The 16,179-nt window shown below is 66.8% G+C and carries 13 protein-coding genes; 8 read left to right on the top strand and 5 right to left on the bottom strand.

Annotation, left to right across the window (positions count from 1 at the left end; all coding sequences use genetic code 11):
- The first annotated feature begins 233 nt into the window (after nt 1-233).
- Both L810_RS09830 and L810_RS09825 read left to right on the top strand, forming a co-directional pair.
- Nucleotides 234-1,418, top strand: a complete 1,185-nt coding sequence (locus L810_RS09830) for a porin (RefSeq protein ID WP_021158238.1) — start codon at nt 234-236, stop codon at nt 1,416-1,418.
- Nucleotides 1,419-1,722: 304 nt separating this feature from the next.
- On the top strand, nt 1,723-2,910 hold the full coding sequence (locus L810_RS09825; RefSeq protein WP_021158236.1) for an LLM class flavin-dependent oxidoreductase: 1,188 nt from the start codon (nt 1,723-1,725) through the stop codon (nt 2,908-2,910).
- Between the two features lie 55 nt (nt 2,911-2,965).
- Here L810_RS09825 and L810_RS09820 read toward each other — a convergent pair whose 3' ends face one another.
- Both L810_RS09820 and L810_RS43900 read right to left on the bottom strand, forming a co-directional pair.
- Nucleotides 2,966-4,183, bottom strand: coding sequence for an acyl-CoA dehydrogenase family protein (locus L810_RS09820; protein ID WP_021158235.1), 1,218 nt, complete (start codon nt 4,181-4,183; stop codon nt 2,966-2,968).
- A gap of 255 nt (nt 4,184-4,438) precedes the next feature.
- Nucleotides 4,439-5,668, bottom strand: a complete 1,230-nt coding sequence (locus L810_RS43900; protein WP_021158234.1) for a DKNYY domain-containing protein — start codon at nt 5,666-5,668, stop codon at nt 4,439-4,441.
- A 299-nt stretch (nt 5,669-5,967) separates the two neighbouring features.
- Here L810_RS43900 and L810_RS09810 point away from each other — a divergent pair, with 299 nt between their 5' ends.
- Nucleotides 5,968-6,252 (top strand): helix-turn-helix domain-containing protein, encoded by a 285-nt coding sequence (locus L810_RS09810; protein ID WP_021158233.1) that lies wholly within the window; start codon nt 5,968-5,970, stop codon nt 6,250-6,252.
- Nucleotides 6,242-7,546: a HipA domain-containing protein gene (locus L810_RS09805; RefSeq protein WP_021158232.1), complete on the top strand. Its 1,305-nt coding sequence runs from the start codon at nt 6,242-6,244 to the stop codon at nt 7,544-7,546. The genes L810_RS09810 and L810_RS09805 overlap by 11 nt, the downstream gene beginning before the upstream one ends.
- Nucleotides 7,547-7,725: 179 nt before the next feature.
- Here L810_RS09805 and L810_RS09800 read toward each other — a convergent pair whose 3' ends face one another.
- Entirely contained in the window at nt 7,726-8,763 is a 1,038-nt protein-coding gene (locus L810_RS09800) for a LysR family transcriptional regulator (RefSeq protein ID WP_042973922.1), read from the bottom strand.
- Between the two features lie 80 nt (nt 8,764-8,843).
- Complete coding sequence (locus tag L810_RS09795) at nt 8,844-9,587, bottom strand: SDR family oxidoreductase (protein ID WP_042973921.1); 744 nt, start codon at nt 9,585-9,587, stop codon at nt 8,844-8,846.
- 191 nt (nt 9,588-9,778) lie between these two features.
- Between L810_RS09795 and pdxR the strand changes: the two genes are divergently transcribed.
- Together pdxR and L810_RS09785 are read left to right on the top strand one after the other, a co-directional pair.
- Nucleotides 9,779-11,296: a MocR-like pyridoxine biosynthesis transcription factor PdxR gene (gene pdxR / locus L810_RS09790; protein ID WP_042973957.1), complete on the top strand. Its 1,518-nt coding sequence runs from the start codon at nt 9,779-9,781 to the stop codon at nt 11,294-11,296.
- 292 nt (nt 11,297-11,588) lie between these two features.
- On the top strand, nt 11,589-12,089 hold the full coding sequence (locus L810_RS09785; RefSeq protein WP_021158227.1) for an Ohr family peroxiredoxin: 501 nt from the start codon (nt 11,589-11,591) through the stop codon (nt 12,087-12,089).
- A gap of 112 nt (nt 12,090-12,201) precedes the next feature.
- On the opposite strand, the gene L810_RS09780 is transcribed toward L810_RS09785, so the two are convergent.
- A complete protein-coding gene (locus L810_RS09780) occupies nt 12,202-13,410 on the bottom strand; it encodes an NAD(P)/FAD-dependent oxidoreductase (RefSeq protein WP_042973955.1) in 1,209 nt (402 codons plus the stop codon).
- A 226-nt stretch (nt 13,411-13,636) separates the two neighbouring features.
- Between L810_RS09780 and L810_RS09775 the strand changes: the two genes are divergently transcribed.
- Complete coding sequence (locus tag L810_RS09775; RefSeq protein WP_021158225.1) at nt 13,637-14,638, top strand: bestrophin family protein; 1,002 nt, start codon at nt 13,637-13,639, stop codon at nt 14,636-14,638.
- Nucleotides 14,639-14,990: 352 nt separating this feature from the next.
- Nucleotides 14,991-15,995: a DedA family protein/thiosulfate sulfurtransferase GlpE gene (locus tag L810_RS09770; protein ID WP_021158224.1), complete on the top strand. Its 1,005-nt coding sequence runs from the start codon at nt 14,991-14,993 to the stop codon at nt 15,993-15,995.
- The last annotated feature ends 184 nt before the right edge of the window (nt 15,996-16,179 follow it).

Here is a 16,179-nt window from a genome sequence, read left to right as displayed (position 1 = left end):
GATATGACGGCGGCCGCGGGTAGCCGGCGCCCGACGTTCGCCGTTCGAGCGATGCGTTCGCCGCAGCAGGGGTGCCGGACGCGATCGCGACGCACATGCCGGACTTGCAGCAACGCACATTACAAATCGGCCGCGCAGCGATTTACAAACCACGGATCGGCCGTTCGCCGGTTCGACCCGCGTCAATAGCATCGTGCTCCTCACTGTCGTACTCAAAAAAACAGAGGAAAGTCATGATCAAAAAAACGGTAGTCCTGGGTTTGGTTTCGATCGGTTCGGTCAGCGCGCATGCGCAGAGTTCGGTCACGTTGTACGGCGTCGTCGATGCCGGTTTCGCCTATACGAACAACCAGGGCGGCGCGAGCAACATCCAGCAGACGAGCGGCAAGCTGAGCGGCAGCCGCTGGGGCCTGAAAGGCGTCGAAGATCTCGGTGGCGGCCTGCAGGCGGTCTTCACGCTCGAAAGCGGGTTCCGGCCGAGCGACGGCGGGCTCGGCCAGGGCGGCCGGCTGTTCGGCCGTTCCGCGTACGTCGGCCTCGCCAAGTCCGGCATCGGCACGCTGACCTTCGGCCGCCAGTACGAGCCGATCACCGATCTCGTCGCGCAGTACTCGGGGTCCGGCTTCTGGTCGCCGGCCACGCACGTGGGCGACAACGACAACATGAACCAGAGCTTCCGCCTGAACAACGCGGTGAAGTTCCGCAGCGACACGATCGCCGGCTTCACGGCCGACCTGCTCTATGCGTTCAGCAACCAGGCGAACGGCGGCGCCGGCACCGGCTTCTCGAACAACAATGCGTGGGGCGTGTCGGCGAACTACGTGAACGGGCCGCTGTCGGTCGGCGGCGGTTACGTGCGACTCAATCACCCGAATGCGACGTCGAATACGACCGGCGCGGTGGGCGGCGCGACCTCGACCACCGGCAACGACTACAGCGGCGCGTTCTTCTACGGGCTGAACGGCGGCGTGCTCAAGCAGCAGATCGGCGTGGCGGGCGCGAACTACGCGCTCGGCCGCGCGACGCTCGGCTTCGCGTGGAGCCACACGCAGCTCAACTATCTCGACGGCTCGTCGCGCAAGTTCAACAACTACGACGTGAACGCGCGTTACCAGATCACGCCGGCGGCTACGCTGATCGGCGTCTATACGTTCACCGACGGGCGCGCGAGCGGCCTGCCGGGCACCGGCGGCCAGACGCTGAAGCCGCGCTGGCACCAGTTCACGCTCGGGTTCGACTATGCGCTGTCGAAGCGCACCGATATCTACGTGTCGGGCATCTACCAGCTCGCGGCCGGCGATGCGAGCACGGCGACGGCTGGCGGTTATCGCAGGATCGCGGCGATCTCGAACATCGGCAGCGCGTCGTCGACGAACCGCCAGGTCGCGCTCGTCAGCGGGCTGCGCGTGAAGTTCTGACGGCATGCGCAGCGGGTGTGGTGCGATGCGGTGAGGTGCGGCGCGATAAGCAAAGCGGGAATCGTTGTTTGCCGCGCCGTGCCCGGTTGCCGAGAATGGGCGTTTCCCGTGAGTTTCCCGCGTGCTGCCCGCAGGCACGATACGCGTTCGACGATGACCGGCTCCCTCCCCGCGCGCCGCGCAGCAGCCGGTGCGCGGCACTGCGTCGGCTCGCCGGCACGTCGGGCATCGCACCCGGGCGATTCGCCGCCGCACGTACCCGCCGTTGCCGTACGGTGCGTGCCCAACCCGCAAGGAAGCCATCATGAACGCCCCCTCCGTCGCCGCGCCGGTCGCGACGTCACCGTTCGTCGACGTCCGCTCGCCGGCGGATTTCCCCGACAGCCCCGTGTCGCGCGTGCTCGCGCAGCCGCTGATGCTCGGGCTGTTCCTGCCGATCCAGGCCGGCGGCTGGAGCGCATCGACGCTGCCGCGCACGACCGACTGGACGTTCGACTACAACGCCGAGCTGGTCTCGCGCGCGGAAGCGCTCGGCTTCGATCTCGTGTTCGCGCTGTCGCAATGGCTGCCGAAAGGCGGTTACGGCGGCGTGTTCGACGGCCACGCGCTCGACTCGTTCATGACGCTGGCCGCGCTGACCGCACGCACCGAGCGGATCATCCTGGTCGCGACGAGCCATGTGCTGTACGGGCCGTGGCATCCGCTGCATTTCGCGAAGTTCACCGCGACGCTCGATCACATCTCGCGCGGGCGCTGGGGCATCAACGTCGTGACCGGTCATCGCGCCATCGAGCACGAGATGTTTGGCTGGAACCGGATCGAGCACGACCGGCGCTACGAGATGGCCGCCGAGTTCGTCGACGCGGTGCAGCAGTTGTGGGCGCAACCGGAAAATTTCAGCTACACGCCCGCGCTGTCGGGCTGGCGGCTGGGCGGCGCGTTCGTCACGCCGAAACCACGCTACGGCCGCCCGTTGCTGATCAACGCAACCGGCTCCGACGCGGGCATCGAGTTCGCGGCGCGCTATTCGGACATCGTGTTCGTCACGAGCCCGGCCGGCCCCGACGCCGAACGCGCGATCGACGCCCTGCCCGCGCATACCGCGCGCGTGAAGGCGGCCGCCGCCGCGCGCGGCCGGACGATCCGCACGCTGCTCAACCCGCTCGTGATCTGCCGCGAAACGGCAGCCGAAGCGCGCGCGTATCGCGACGCGATCGTCGCGCATGCGGACGAAGGCAGCTTCCACCGTTTCGACAGCGACGCGCATGCGTGGCGAGGCGGCTTCGAACAGCGCGCGCAGGCCGACGCGCGCGCGATCGGCGGCAACATCTCGATCACGGGTTCGCCGGAGGAAGTCGCGGACACCATCGTGCGGCTGCACCGCGCGGGCATCGACGGCATCCAGTTGAGCTTCTACGATTTCAAGCCCGATCTCGACTTCTTCGGCGAGCGCGTGCTGCCGCTGCTGCGCGCCGCCGGCTTGCGGCGCTGACGCGGGCGGCGGACGCATCGCAAGCCGCAGCACTCACGGTTTCGACACGGCCAGGTCAGAACACGCGGCCTTCGGTGAGGTGCGTCGTCACGCCGTTCAGGTCGTAGTCGCCGATCACGCGCGCCTTGTGCAGCAGCGGGTTGTGGCTGAAGATCGTGCGCAGGTTGCGCCAGTGCCGGTCGAGATTGTGTTCGCGCGCCGTCGCCGATGCCCCGCCGACTTCGAACAGCCGCTCGGCCGCGTGCAGCGCGAGCTTGCTGACGACGAGCTGCGTACGCGCGGTTGCGAGCGCGCTGTCGAGCACGCGTGCGTCCGCATCGGCATCGCCCGCCTCGATCGCGTCGGCGGAACGGTCGAGCGCCCGTGCGTTTTCGCGCACGAGCGCGTCGATCGCGTGACTGTGCGCGGACAGCTCGCCGACGACCTGCTGGATGAAGTGATCGTCGCGCGCGGTCGGCGCCGGGCTGTGCAGCACCGGGCGGCCGTGCGCGAGCACATAACGACGCGCATCGGCAACCACGTTGCGCACGATGCCCGCGCCCGTCGCGACGAGATGCAGCTGGCGCAGCGCGCCGCAATGGCGGCCGACGAGCGTCGAGCCGTCGCGCGGGGCCACTTCGTCCGCGAACACCTGCACGTCGTCGAGCAGCAGGCTGCCGCTCGCGGTCATGCGCTGGCCCATGCCGTCCCAGTCGTCGAGCACCTGCACGCCTTCGCGCGCGACGGGAATGATCACGGCGACCGCGTCGCCCTGTTCGTTTTCCACGTTGATGCGCGCGAAATCGGCGAACGCGGTGCCGGTCGAATAGTATTTGCGCCCCGTCACGCGATAGTGCTCGCCGTCCCGGCGCAGCACGGTGGTGTTCTCGCCCGGCCGCGACGTGCCGCGCTCGGTCGACGCACCGCCGAAGATCGCGCCGGCCAGTGCCCGCTCGAGCTGCACGTCGTTGAACGGCGTGCGCGGCGAGAGCCGCAACGTCTCGGTCTGGTCGTAGTGGATCCGCAGCGCGTGCGCGAGGTTCGAATCGGCGGCGGCCAGTGTCGCGATCGTGTCGAACAGATCGACCAGCGTGCCGCCTAGGCCGCCACGCGCGACCGGAATCCGCAGCACGCCCAGCGCCGAGCGGCGGAAAAGTGCGAAGCCGTCGAACGGCAATTCGCGACGCGCCTCGCGTTGCGCGGCATCCTGCCCGATCGCGTTCGCGAGATCGGGCAGTGCGGCGAGCGCGTCGCGCAACGCGTCGCGCGGATCGACGGCATCACGGGCGGTCATTCTGCGGTTCCTTGTACGAGAAGTTCGGGCATGCCGCTGCGCGGTGCGATCGCGACATCCGCGAACCGGCGCACGTACGGCACCGCAAAGTATAGGGACGCCCCCGGTGTGCGTGAAAAGCCGATTTCAGCTTTTGTTATGCGTGTGCAGGGAATGGTCGCGCGCCATTGCACCAATGCACCATCGCACCATTGCGCGATACCCCGGCGCGGCGTGGTCGCGCGTGGCGACCCCGAACCCGGCCGATCGCGACGGTCACGATTCCGTCGACGGGTCGGGTACGCGCACGATGCCCTCCGGATACCGGATGTCGATCAGCCCGTGCTTGTCGCGGATGCGGATCGGCGGCACGACCTCCACGCTCGCACGGTCGACGCCCTCGCACACGGCCAGGTTCGTATTGGTGCGGTAATACACGCGCCGGTCGTCGACCGCAAAGGCCCCGTTCAGAAAGCGCAGGCTTCGTGCGTCGATCCCCGGCAACGGCTTGCGGTAGTTCTTCCCCCACAGCACGTGACCGTCGGCGTCGATCAGCATGTCGTGAAAGACGCCGCGCGCGGTCTCGACGTCGACGCGCCCCGGCTTCGTCACGATCTTGCCGTCGTAAAGGATCTGCGCGCCGAGCCGTGCATACCGGTAGCCGAGGCTCACCACGCGGGCCGGATCGTCGATGCCGCGCTTGCGCACGCCGGCGCAGAACAGGTGTTTCGCATCCCGCGCGTATGCGCCGCCGATATGCGTCAGGCTCGCCACGTCGGCCTTGACGACGGTCAGGTGGCCGGAATCGTAGATGTCACGCTCGAAGTAGTAAGCCTGCCGTGCATCGCGATACCAGCCGCCGCCCAGGGATTCCAGCGTGGCGGCATCGCCGTCGGCAACGAGCCCTTCGCCTGCGTCGTCGTAGCTGAACGCGGCGCCGCCCGCGTAGTAGCGCAACCCCGACGCATCGACGGCAAAGTGGTCGACCAGGTGCCGGAAGCTGCCCAGATCGAAGTTGTTGAGCGCGCGATACTGATGCCCGCTGCCGGTGCGGGCCCAGACGCGTTCGCCATCGCTGTGGAACGGCCCGCCGAGCGGGGCAAGCGGCTCGTTGCGCGTGTCGCGCCGCCGCCGCGCTTCCGCCTCCTCACGGCGCCGTGCCTCCTCGGCGTCGTAGATGGCCTGCTGCTCCGGCGTGACCCGCGCCGCATCCTCGTACTTCTGCATGTGGAGCGCATGCAGCGACTGCACGGTCGCGATGCAGTACACCGAATGCGGAACCGAGCGCAGATACAGCGCCCAGTCCTCGTCGTCGCACCGGTAGAACCAGTGGATCGCCTCGCCGTCCCATCCGGCCGGGTCGGTGCGCGCGAGCAGCGCGGCCTTGACGTCCCGGACCTTGCCGGGCACGACGAAGGAAAGGCTGTAGCCGGTGTCGGCGACGATGTCGAGGCTCTCATCCTCGAACAGGCTTCGCATCAGTTTTTCGAGTTCTTGCAAGGTCATGGGCGCGTGTCGACCCGGTGACGGGCCATGGAATGAACGGACGTGCGGCGGTCATTCTAACCATGGCGACGTGCGCGGCCCCGGCCTTCTTCGGGACATTCCGTCGATCCATCGCGTATCCGCCCGGATACGAACATGTCGACGATCGTCATTTCAGCACATCCGGTTCCCGATCGGGAACGAAATGGATATTCCGTTGCCGGCACGACCAATTCGTTTCCGTTCGGATACGAATGGATGCCTGCGCCAACGAGTTGTGCAATACTGTTCCCGATCAGATACGAAGCACGGAGGACGTCATGCACGAGATCCTGCCCGTCGGCACGATCGGCGCACTCGCCAACCTCATCCGCGCGGCCCGGCTCCAGCAGGGATTCACGCGGGACGAACTCGCGAACGCCACGGGGCTTTCGCCGAAATTCATCAGCCAGGTGGAGGCCGGGAAACCCACCGCGCAGGTCGGCAAGATCCTGCTGCTGCTCGGCGAACTGGGCATCACCCTGCTCGCGCAGTCGTCCATCGAGATTTCGGCGGCAAACGTGCTGAAGGCCGCGCAACGCCGCAGGAGCCGCCATGGCGAGTAGAACGCTGATCGCCTCCGCGAACGGGTTGCGCATGGGCGCGCTGACCGACGACAAAGGCGTCTGGTCGTTCACGTACGACGCGCAGTGGCTGGCATCGCCACGCGCGTACCCGCTGTCCCCCGCTTTCCCGCTGCGCGCCGGCACCTTCACCGACACCTCGACCGATCGCCCGGTCCAGTGGTTCTTCGACAACCTGCTGCCGGAAGAAGGCATGCGCACGTCGCTTGCGCGCGAGGCCAGGGTCGACGCCGCCGACGCGTGGGGCCTGCTCGCGTACTTCGGGCGCGAATCGGCCGGCGCGCTCACGCTGCTCGCGCAAGGCGAGCAGGAAGCGGCCGGCAGCATGCAGCCGCTCCCGCTCGACGAACTCGAACGCCGCATCCAGGCGATGCCCGAGCGCGCGCTGACGGCCACCGCGCCCAAGCGCATGTCGGCGGCCGGCGCGCAGCAGAAGCTGCTGCTGATCCTGCGCGGCGACGCGCCCGACTACGCGCTGTTCGAGCCGGTCGGCAGCGAACCGTCGATGCATCTGCTGAAACCGGACATGCGCGCCGCCGGCTATCCGCATTCGGCGATCAACGAGTTCTTCTGCATGAAGCTCGCGAAGCGGATGGGCCTCGACGTGCCCGACGTGCACTTTCTGCGCGCGCCGTCCGCGTGCTACGTGATCGACCGTTTCGACCGCGATACCGCATCGGAGCCGGCCGCCCGCCTGCATACGATCGATGCGATGCAGTTGCTGAACTACGATCGCGGCTTCAAGTACCAGCGCGCGAACGCGGAAGAACTCGGCCGCGCGATCGGGCAGACCAGCACGCGCGCGCTGGCGCGCCTGTCGGTGTTCCGCTGGACGATCTTCAACGTGGTGGTCGGCAACGGCGACGCGCACCTGAAGAACCTGTCGTTCTTCGTCGACGCGCGCGGCTACCGGCTCGCGCCGTTCTACGACATCGTCAGCACGGTCGTCTATCACACGCCCACGCACCGGCCCGATCATCGCGGCGATCATTGGCCGCACTGCGAACTGACGATGCCGCTCGGCGCGGCGACGCGCTTCGCCGACATCGACCGGGGCGCGCTGGTCGCGTTCGGCAACGCACTCGGGCTCAGGGATAAGGCAGCCGAAAACGAGCTGCGGCGCTTTCTCGAACCGCTCGATCGCAGCGTCGCGCAGACGCTCGACGAAGTGCGCGAGGTCGCGCGCCCCGACGCCGGGGAAATGCGCCTGCTGAACTCGATCGTCTCGATGCCGATCGCGGAGATGGGCCGCGCGCTGCGGCCGGGGCGCGGGTAAGCGGCCGCGTACGGGTTTCGCGCCGGTCGCGCGCCCGATTCCTCGTTTCCCTGCGTGACAACCGCGACGTCGCAATCGTCTCGTTCGTGACATGAACGCTTCTCGCGTGCCGTCCGCTCACCGCGGCCGATGCCTGACGAACCGGCCCCGGCCCATGGTGGATGCCCTTCACCGGCTCGTCACGCTGCGAGCCCGGCCGGCGGCGCAACCGCGACATCCGGATTGAACCGGGTCATGCAGTTCAGGTCGAGTGCGCGTATCTGCTCGGTCATGAAGTCGACGAAGATACGAATGCGCGTCGGAAGATGTTGCCGGCTGAGATAGCAGATGTAGTGGCCGCGATCTTCCGGCACATGCTTCGCCAGCGCGACGACGAGTTCGCTCGAAGCGATATGGTCGCGGATCTGGTAACCCGCCATCTGCGCGATGCCCGACCCGTTCAGGACCGCACGCAGCACCAGGTCCGCGTCGTTGAACGTCAGCCGCGACTTCGGCAGGTATTTCTGCACGCGGCCGTCGACGTTGAACTCCCATTCGAAGATGCGGCCGCTGGCGAAACGAAAGTTGATGCACTCGTGCCGTCCCAGATCCTCCAGACTCTGCGGAAGGCCGTGCCTGGCCACATACGACGGCGACGCGCAGAGCGCCATCTGCATCGGAATCAGTTGCCGGGCGATGATGCTCGAATCCTCGATGCGTCCATTGCGGAACGACACGTCGATTCGTTCGGATACCAGATCGACAGGCCGGTCGTCGAGCAGCAGATCGATGACGATGTCGGGGTAGGCTTTCGCAAACGTTTCCAGCAGCGGCGCAACGATCTTCCGGCCGAAGCCCACCGCCGAGCTGATCCGGATGAGGCCGCGCGGCGGCCCCTCCCGCAGTTCCAGCATGTCGTTCATCGCTTCGACGATCTGCGCCACGCCCTGGCGGCAGTTCTCGAAGAATCGCTGGCCTTCGCAGGTCAGTTCCGTCATGCGCGTGGTCCGCTGGAACAGCCGCGTGCTCAACTGCGCCTCCAGCTTCTGGACGTTGCGGCTCACGGCCGGCCGGCCGACGCCGAGACGTTCGGCGGCCTTGGTGAAGCTCCCCTCGCTCGCCACCGCGACGAACGCAAGGATGCCCGCGTAGCTTGCACCGAAGCTGGCCGACAATGCGTCGGCGCGCCCTGGCAAGTCGCGACGAACGCCGTGCTCCGACGTATCCGATCGATTCATTTCCGCTGCCCCCAGACATCCCGCCCATCCCGACTGCCCGTCGCAGGCGTACGCCTGCACCCCCACCTTCGACACGCGAATCAGCTTCTCGCGAGCCACCGGTCCAGGCCGATGCTGCCGAGTCGCGCTGCCCCGAGCGGCACGAGCGATCGTTCCTCGACACGGCCGCCGTAATAACGGGCATCGCGATCGGTCACCACCGCACGCGTGTCGCCGACCGACTTCAGGTAGCGCGCGACGATCTCCGCGAACGGCGCGCGATCCGGGCCCGCGATCTCGACCGTGCCGTTCAGCGGCCCGGTCAGCGCGATCTGCGCGAGCAGCGCCGCGACGTCTTCCGCGGCAATCGGCTGAAACAGTCCGTCGCCGATGCGCACGGTCCCGTCTTCCGTGCCGAAATCCGCAATGCCGCCGATGAACTCCATGAATTGCGTGGCACGCACGATCGTGTACGGCACGCCGGCCGCCTCGATCGCCTGTTCCTGCGCGACCTTGGCCGCGAAATAGCCGTTCTCCGGCATCCGGTCGCAGCCGACGATCGACAGCGCGACGTGATGGCGCACGCCTGCGGCCACTTCGGCCTTGCCGAGATTGCGGGCCGACGTGCGGAAGAAATCCAGCACCGCCTGCGGTTCCCATGACGGCGCGTTCGCGACGTCCACGACGACGTCGGCGTCCGTCAATGCGTCGGTCAGGCCTTCGCCCGTGATGGAATTGACGCCGGTGCGCGGCGACGCCGCGAGCGCCTGGTGCCCTGCCTCGCCGAGCAACGTGACGACGCGTGAGCCGATCAGGCCCGAACCACCGATGACAACGATCTTCATCGCAAAATCTCCTGACGAAAGGGTTTTCCTGAACGCGTGCGGCACGTGACGCGCGCCGCCTCCGATGAAAACGGTCATGACCGTCGCATCGCATGGCGCAATTGTGGAAGAATCATGTCCTATCCATCAGTGCCAAGAATCGTCGATCGGACTGGTCCATGCCGTTCGCTCCCGCCGCCCACGAGACCGCGATGCCCGCCCCAACGCCCGCCCTGACCATCGAAATCGACCGGCACCATCAGTTGCCGATCTACCTGCAGATCTGCGAGCGATTCAGAACCGCGATCGCGGCAGGCCATCTGCGTCCCGGCGACCGCGTGCCCGCGCTGCGCGGCCTCGCGACGCAGCTGAACACGGCGCGCGGCACCGTCGAGCAGGCGTACACGATCCTGGTCGACGAGGGATATCTGCAGATGCGCGGCGCGGCCGGCACGTTCGTCTCGCCGTCCCTGCCGAAATCGCTGACGCGGCCGACGCCCGCGCGCGGCGACGAACAGGCATGGCGCCCCGACGACGACGCCCTCCGGGTGCCGGGCGTGTCGCGCGAGCACCCGCCTCCGCGCCGGCCACCGCCGATCGCGGTCGCGCTGAGCGGCGAGCCGCGCCCGTTGCAACCGGGGCTCCCCGCACTGGACGCGTTTCCGCGCAAGGTGTGGCACCGGCTCGTGTCTCACCGTGCACGCAGCGCCGAACGCGCGTTGCTCGGCTACCCGAACCCGGCCGGCTACCGGCCGCTACGCGAGCACATCGCCACCTATCTCGGCTTGTCGCGCGGCGTCACCTGCGTACCGGAACAGGTGTTCATCACCGGTGGCTACCGCGCCACGCTGGAACTCGTGCTGCGCAGCCTCGCGCGGCCGAACGATCGCGTATGGTTCGAGGACCCCGGCTACCTGCTGGCCCGCACCTTCCTGTCCGAGACCGGTGTGCAGCTCGTTCCGGTACCGGTGGACGCCGAGGGCATCGACGTCGAGCGCGGCAAACAGCTTGACGCGCACGCGCGCTTCGCGCTGGTGACGCCGTCCCATCAGAGCCCGCTCGGGCACACCCTGTCGCTGGCCCGGCGCATCGCGCTGCTGGACTGGGCGGAAAAGACGTCGGGCTGGATCGTCGAGGACGACTACGACAGCGAGTTTCGCTATCTCGGCCGCCCGCTGCAGGCGCTGAAGAGTCTCGACCGCCGGGATCACGTGATCTATTGCAGTACCTTCAGCAAGGCGATGTATCCCGGTTTGCGGCTCGCCTACGCGGTCGTGCCCGAGCGGGCGATAGAGCGTGTCGACCGCGTCGCATGCAGCATGAATGCCGGCTCGCCGACACTGCTGCAGGCCGCCCTGGCGGATTTCATCGAACAGGGGCACTTTGCCCGGCACCTGAAGCGGATGCGTACGCTGTACGGCGAGCGGCGCACGCTGATCGTGAACGCCTTGCGGCAGGCATTCGGCGAGCGGCTGATCGTCGAGCTGCCGCCCGGCGGAATCCAGTTCGCGGTGCGGTTCCCGGACGGGCCCGACGGGCCGGTCGACGACGTCGCCGTCGCCGCGCGCGCCCGCGAAGCGGGCCTTGCGATCCTGCCGCTCTCGATCTGGTATACGAACAGCCACACGCAGCAGACGCCGCGCGGGCTCGTCATCGGGTTCGCGAACGTCGTCGATGCGGCCGAAGCGCACCGTCACGCGCACACGCTGCGCGCGTGCCTGGACCGCTGACGCACGGAAATTCGCAGCTGCGCCCGTCGCGCCGGGTTCCGGATTGGTGTCCGACGGGAAACAGACAATCGCCCTGAACGGCTATACCGCCGCCATGTGCACGCCTCTAGCATGGACACGTCGTTCTTTCGTGGACGAACCAGGAATCAGGCTGCACCGGGCGATTGCCGTATTCGTCACACGATCGCTCGACACCCACCCTTCGCGGCAGACGCAATTCGCGTGGGGCGTGCAGCCCCCTTCGCAAGACGTTTCGACCGTCGAAGCGCGTCGCTGAACTCGAGCAAGCATCATGGATGACAAGAAGCTGCAGGCCCCCTCGCTGTCTCTCCTCGACAGGTATCGGGGCCGTGACTTTCAACCCCTTTACACGACGACCGTCACCGTTTCCGGCGGCGAGACGGGACACGGGCGCGCATCCGGCGTGGCCCGCTCCGACGACGGCAATCTCGCGGTCGATCTGCGCCTGCCCGCCGAGTTCGGCGGGCCCGGCAACGGGACCAATCCGGAGCAGTTGTTCGCCGCGGGGTTCGCCGCGTGCTTCCACGGCGCGCTCAATCTGCTCGGGAAACGCGCCGAAATGGAGGCCCCCGAGACGGCCGTGGAAGTGCAGGTGTCGTTCGGCCGCGATCCGATGGACGGTGGCTTTGCATTGCTCGTCGACGTTCGGGTGCGGATGCCGGGCGTCGATCGCAGCGTCGCGGAGGAAATGGTTCGCACCGCCGAGCGCCTGTGCCCGTATGCAAAGATGGCGCGGCAAGGCACCGTCAACATCATGACCGTCGTCGACTGAATCGGCGCCTTGCGTGCCGCGGCGGCGTCTTGGTCGCCGACGTCCTTCAACCGCCGCCGCGTGACTGCACGCCCCGCCGCGCATCTCGCGACACGCGCGGGGCGCCGTCCGATCAGCCGAACGATGCCAGCGGATTACCCGCTGCCAGCGCGTCGGTGCGATTCGGCGCCGGCGGGTAGATCCACTGCGTGTTGATCATCTGCTTGCGCGCCTTTCCTTCCGCGCGCGTCAGCTTGATCTGCCGATCCCAGCCTTCCGAGTAGACAGCGCCCCACTCGCCAAGGTCGACGCATGTCGCATAGAACGGCTGGCGGTACGTCAGCATCGGCACACCGATCAGATCCGCGGCCACGTTGTGTCCGCCGAACTGCCCCATCACGATCGCGTGCTGGCACGACATCAATGCATCGTGCCCGTCGTCGTCGCACCGTGCCCGCGCCACGTCTCCCGCCACGAACACGTGCGGTGCGTCGGCGACCCGAAGATCGGCCGTGACCGCGACACGTCCGAGCGCGTCGAGATGCGACGAGACTTGCGCCGCCAGCGGGCTGGCGCGCATTCCGCCTGCCCAGATCACGGTCATCGCTTCGATATGCGTGCCCGATGCGGTGCGAACCCCGTCGGCCGCGATCGACACGACACGCGAACCGAGCACGGCTTCGACGCCCAGCGAATCGAAGGCTTCAGCGACGTGCGGGCGAGGATTGGGCCCGAGATCGGGGCCGATGTCGTCCTGCGCGCCGATCACGACGACACGGCTCTTCGCATCCGGGCCAAACCACTCGCGCAATCGCTTGGGCAACTCGGTGGCGACCTCGATGCCCGTGAAGCCGCAGCCGACCACCGCGACCGTATTGCGTGCCGGCGATTCCGGCAGTTTCGCGAGCGTCGCGAAGTGCGCGTCGAGTGCGACCGCGTCCTCGATGCAATCGACGGAGAATGCGTGTTCCGCGAGCCCGGGCACCGGCGGCCTGCTCAGCTTGCTGCCGCTGGTCAGCAACAGCCGGTCGTATGCGATCTGGCGCTTCTCGCCGTCGGCGCAAGCAACACCGACCGTCTTCTCGCGAACGTCGATCTCCTCGACACTGCCCTCGAGAAATTTCACGCCGACGGCATCGAGCAGCGGCAGCAGCGGCGCGGCCATGTGCTGCGGCCCGCTTTCGTACAACCGCGGCCGGATCTGCAATTCCGGCTTCGGGGAAACCAGCGTGATTTCAACATCACTGCCCGTCACGCCGGCGGCGTCCAGCACGCGAGCCGCGCCCAGTGCGCCCCACACGCCGGCAAAACCGGCCCCCACTATCAGGATTTTCTGCGACATGATCATTGCCCTCGGTTGATGTCGACCGCGGCCATCCGCCGCGCGAAATCATCGTAGGGCGATGCGGACGCGCGCAGTAGATCCGCAACCGTGCTCACGATGTTGCCTGCGCGGCACCAATCGACCGCATGTCACCGGAATCGATCGCAGGCATGATGTGCGGCGAAGTTCGTGCGTTGCTGCCCCCCCTTCGTCACCCACCTGAATCGTCGATGAGGCAAATGAAATGCATCTCGGAAGATCGTACAAGCTATCGGAATTCCTGATCTGGACGCGCTGGAAGATCTACGAGCTGCTCATTTTCGGTTCCGTTCCGGTCGTGCTGTACAAGTTCTTTTCGATCACGTGGCTGTCGATCCCCCTGACGATCGTGGTGCTCCTCGGCACCGCCACGTCGTTCATCGTCGGCTTCAAGAACGTCCAGACGTACAACCGTGCAGCGGATGCGCTGGAAATCTGGACCGGCATCCTGAGCAAGAGCCGCCGCTGGGGACAAATTGCGCGCGACTTCGTCGCGGACGAAGAGGTTGCCCGAAAGCTGGTATACCGCCACCTCGCCTGGCTGACCGCGCTGCGATACGACCTGCGTCGCCCGAGGATCTGGGAAAGCACGACCAGACGCTACAACGCGGAGTACCGCCGCTTCTATCGTGTTCCCGAATGGGAAAAGGACATCGGGGAACTGCTGCCCCAATACCTGTCTCCCGCGGAAACGGCGCAGGCGCTGTCGTCCTCCTCCATCACGACATGCGTGCTGAGCCTTCAAGGTACGTCGCTCAAGACGCTTTACCAGGCCGGCCAGCTGAATTCGGGTTTTTACATGGAGCTTCAAAAGACGATCGGGGACTTCGTCGATCTCCAGTCGAGATCGGAGCGATTCAAGAACTTCCCCTATCCGCGCCAGTACGCGACCGTCAGCTCGCTGTTCGTGCGGTTCTTCTGCCTTTCGCTTCCGTTCGGTCTTCTGAACGAATTCAATCGATTGAACGACGGCGTGAGCGGCTTCATGCACGGCAACATGGTATGGCTGGTCGTGCCGTGCAGCGTCGCCGTCTCGTGGATGTATACGTCGCTCGAACAGGTGGGCGAAAGCACCGAGAACCCGTTTGAAGGCGGTGCGAACGATGTGCCCATTTCAACGCTGTGCAGCACGATCGAGCGCGACCTGAAGGCGATGCTCGGAGAACAAGAAAGCGAAGCGTCGAGCCGCACGATCATTGCGCTTTAGGGCGCTCAGCGCCTTTCCGACGCCGCTCGACGCGACTACACGCTGCACGTGCCGCCGTCGATGCCGTCGTTCGAGCCGCATCGCGCTCCCTGCCTGTTTCCTGCTCCGGGCAATCCACCTTTCGTCGATTGTTGTCGCCGAGACAACATGGTGAGGTCCTTCGCGGCGCTACTGCCGCGCGACTACATCGCCTACGCTTGGCGCTGACGGTGGCCGTACATGCTGCCCGATGCGTTCCGGAGCACAGGGACGACACCGCAAGCGCAACGCGCGAAACCACGCGGCAAATCTACGCCGCGTCGCGTCTTCACGCGTCATTGGTCGCGCCGGCAAACGCCTCAAGGAGAGCATCATGATGTCGCATGAAATGATCGCGCGGTACGGCACATGGGTCGTATTCCTGAACGTGCTCGGGTCTTCGCTCGGCCTCCCGTTGCCTGCCATACCGACGTTGATCACGGTAGGTGCTGGCACCGCGCTCGTCACGCATGTCGGGTCGTCGACGCTGCTGCATTTCCTGACGATACTGGGTGCCGCCGTGATCGGCGGCCTGCTCGGCGATCTGGTCTGGTTCCAGGGAGGCAAACGGTACGGCAAGCGCACGCTTCACACCGTCTGCGGCCTGTCGCCGTCGCGCGAAGCGTGCGTCACGACGACCGAGCGCTTTTTCGGACGCTGGGGCGTTCGCGTACTCGTCGTGGCACGGTTCGTACCCGGCCTTTCGCTCGTTGCCGTTCCGCTCTGCGGTGCGATGGCCGTCCGGGTGCGTGCCTTCGTCCTGCACGATTGCGCCGGCATTGCGCTGTGGGCGTCGATCGGCCTCGCCGTCGGCACGCTGTTCGCGTCGCAGATCGATGCGATCTTCGCGACTGTCGCCCGTCTCGGCTGGCAAGCGCTCGTCGTGATCGGCATCGCCCCGGTGCTGTACTTTCTGTATGGCTACTGCCGCAGGCAGATGATGGCAAATGCGCTCGGGAACGCGCGGATCAGCGCGGCCGAATTGCATGCGCTGCTCGCGAACAAGCCGCGGCCGGCCGTGATCGATATCCGTTCCGCCGAGGGGAGAACGCGCGATCCGTTTGTCATTCCGGGCGCGCTGATCGCCAATGAACACCAGCCCCGCCAGATCATGGAGCGCTATGGAACGAACCGGACGCTGGTCATCTATTGCGCGTGTCCGCACGAAGCGTCTGCCGCATCGGTGGCCAGGCAGTTGCGGCTGTCCGGCGTCAAGCTCGCCTTGCCGCTCACCGGCGGCATCGATGCATGGCGTGTCGCCGGCTTCGACGTGGAACCGATGATCGCGATGAACGACACGGCAATCGGCGTCGCCGGGCAGCAGCTTTTCACGCAGTGACCGCCATGGCGCCCTCATGCGCCGAAGCAGCGCGTATCGCCCGGCTCGTGCGGCGGGCGGCCGGAATCGGCGTCACGACTCTTGCTGCGCCGGCTTCGCGCGTCCTCCCGACCAGATCCCCGACGAACCGGGCATTGCGCTCCCGAGACCGTGCGCCGCTCGACAACTGAGCCGGTACTTTGCT

The sequence above is a fragment of the Burkholderia sp. AU4i genome (genome assembly GCF_000466765.1).
GTDB lineage: Bacteria > Pseudomonadota > Gammaproteobacteria > Burkholderiales > Burkholderiaceae > Burkholderia > Burkholderia cepacia.
Note: the sequence above shows the minus strand (reverse complement) of the source record. Positions and strands in the feature narration are given on the sequence as shown.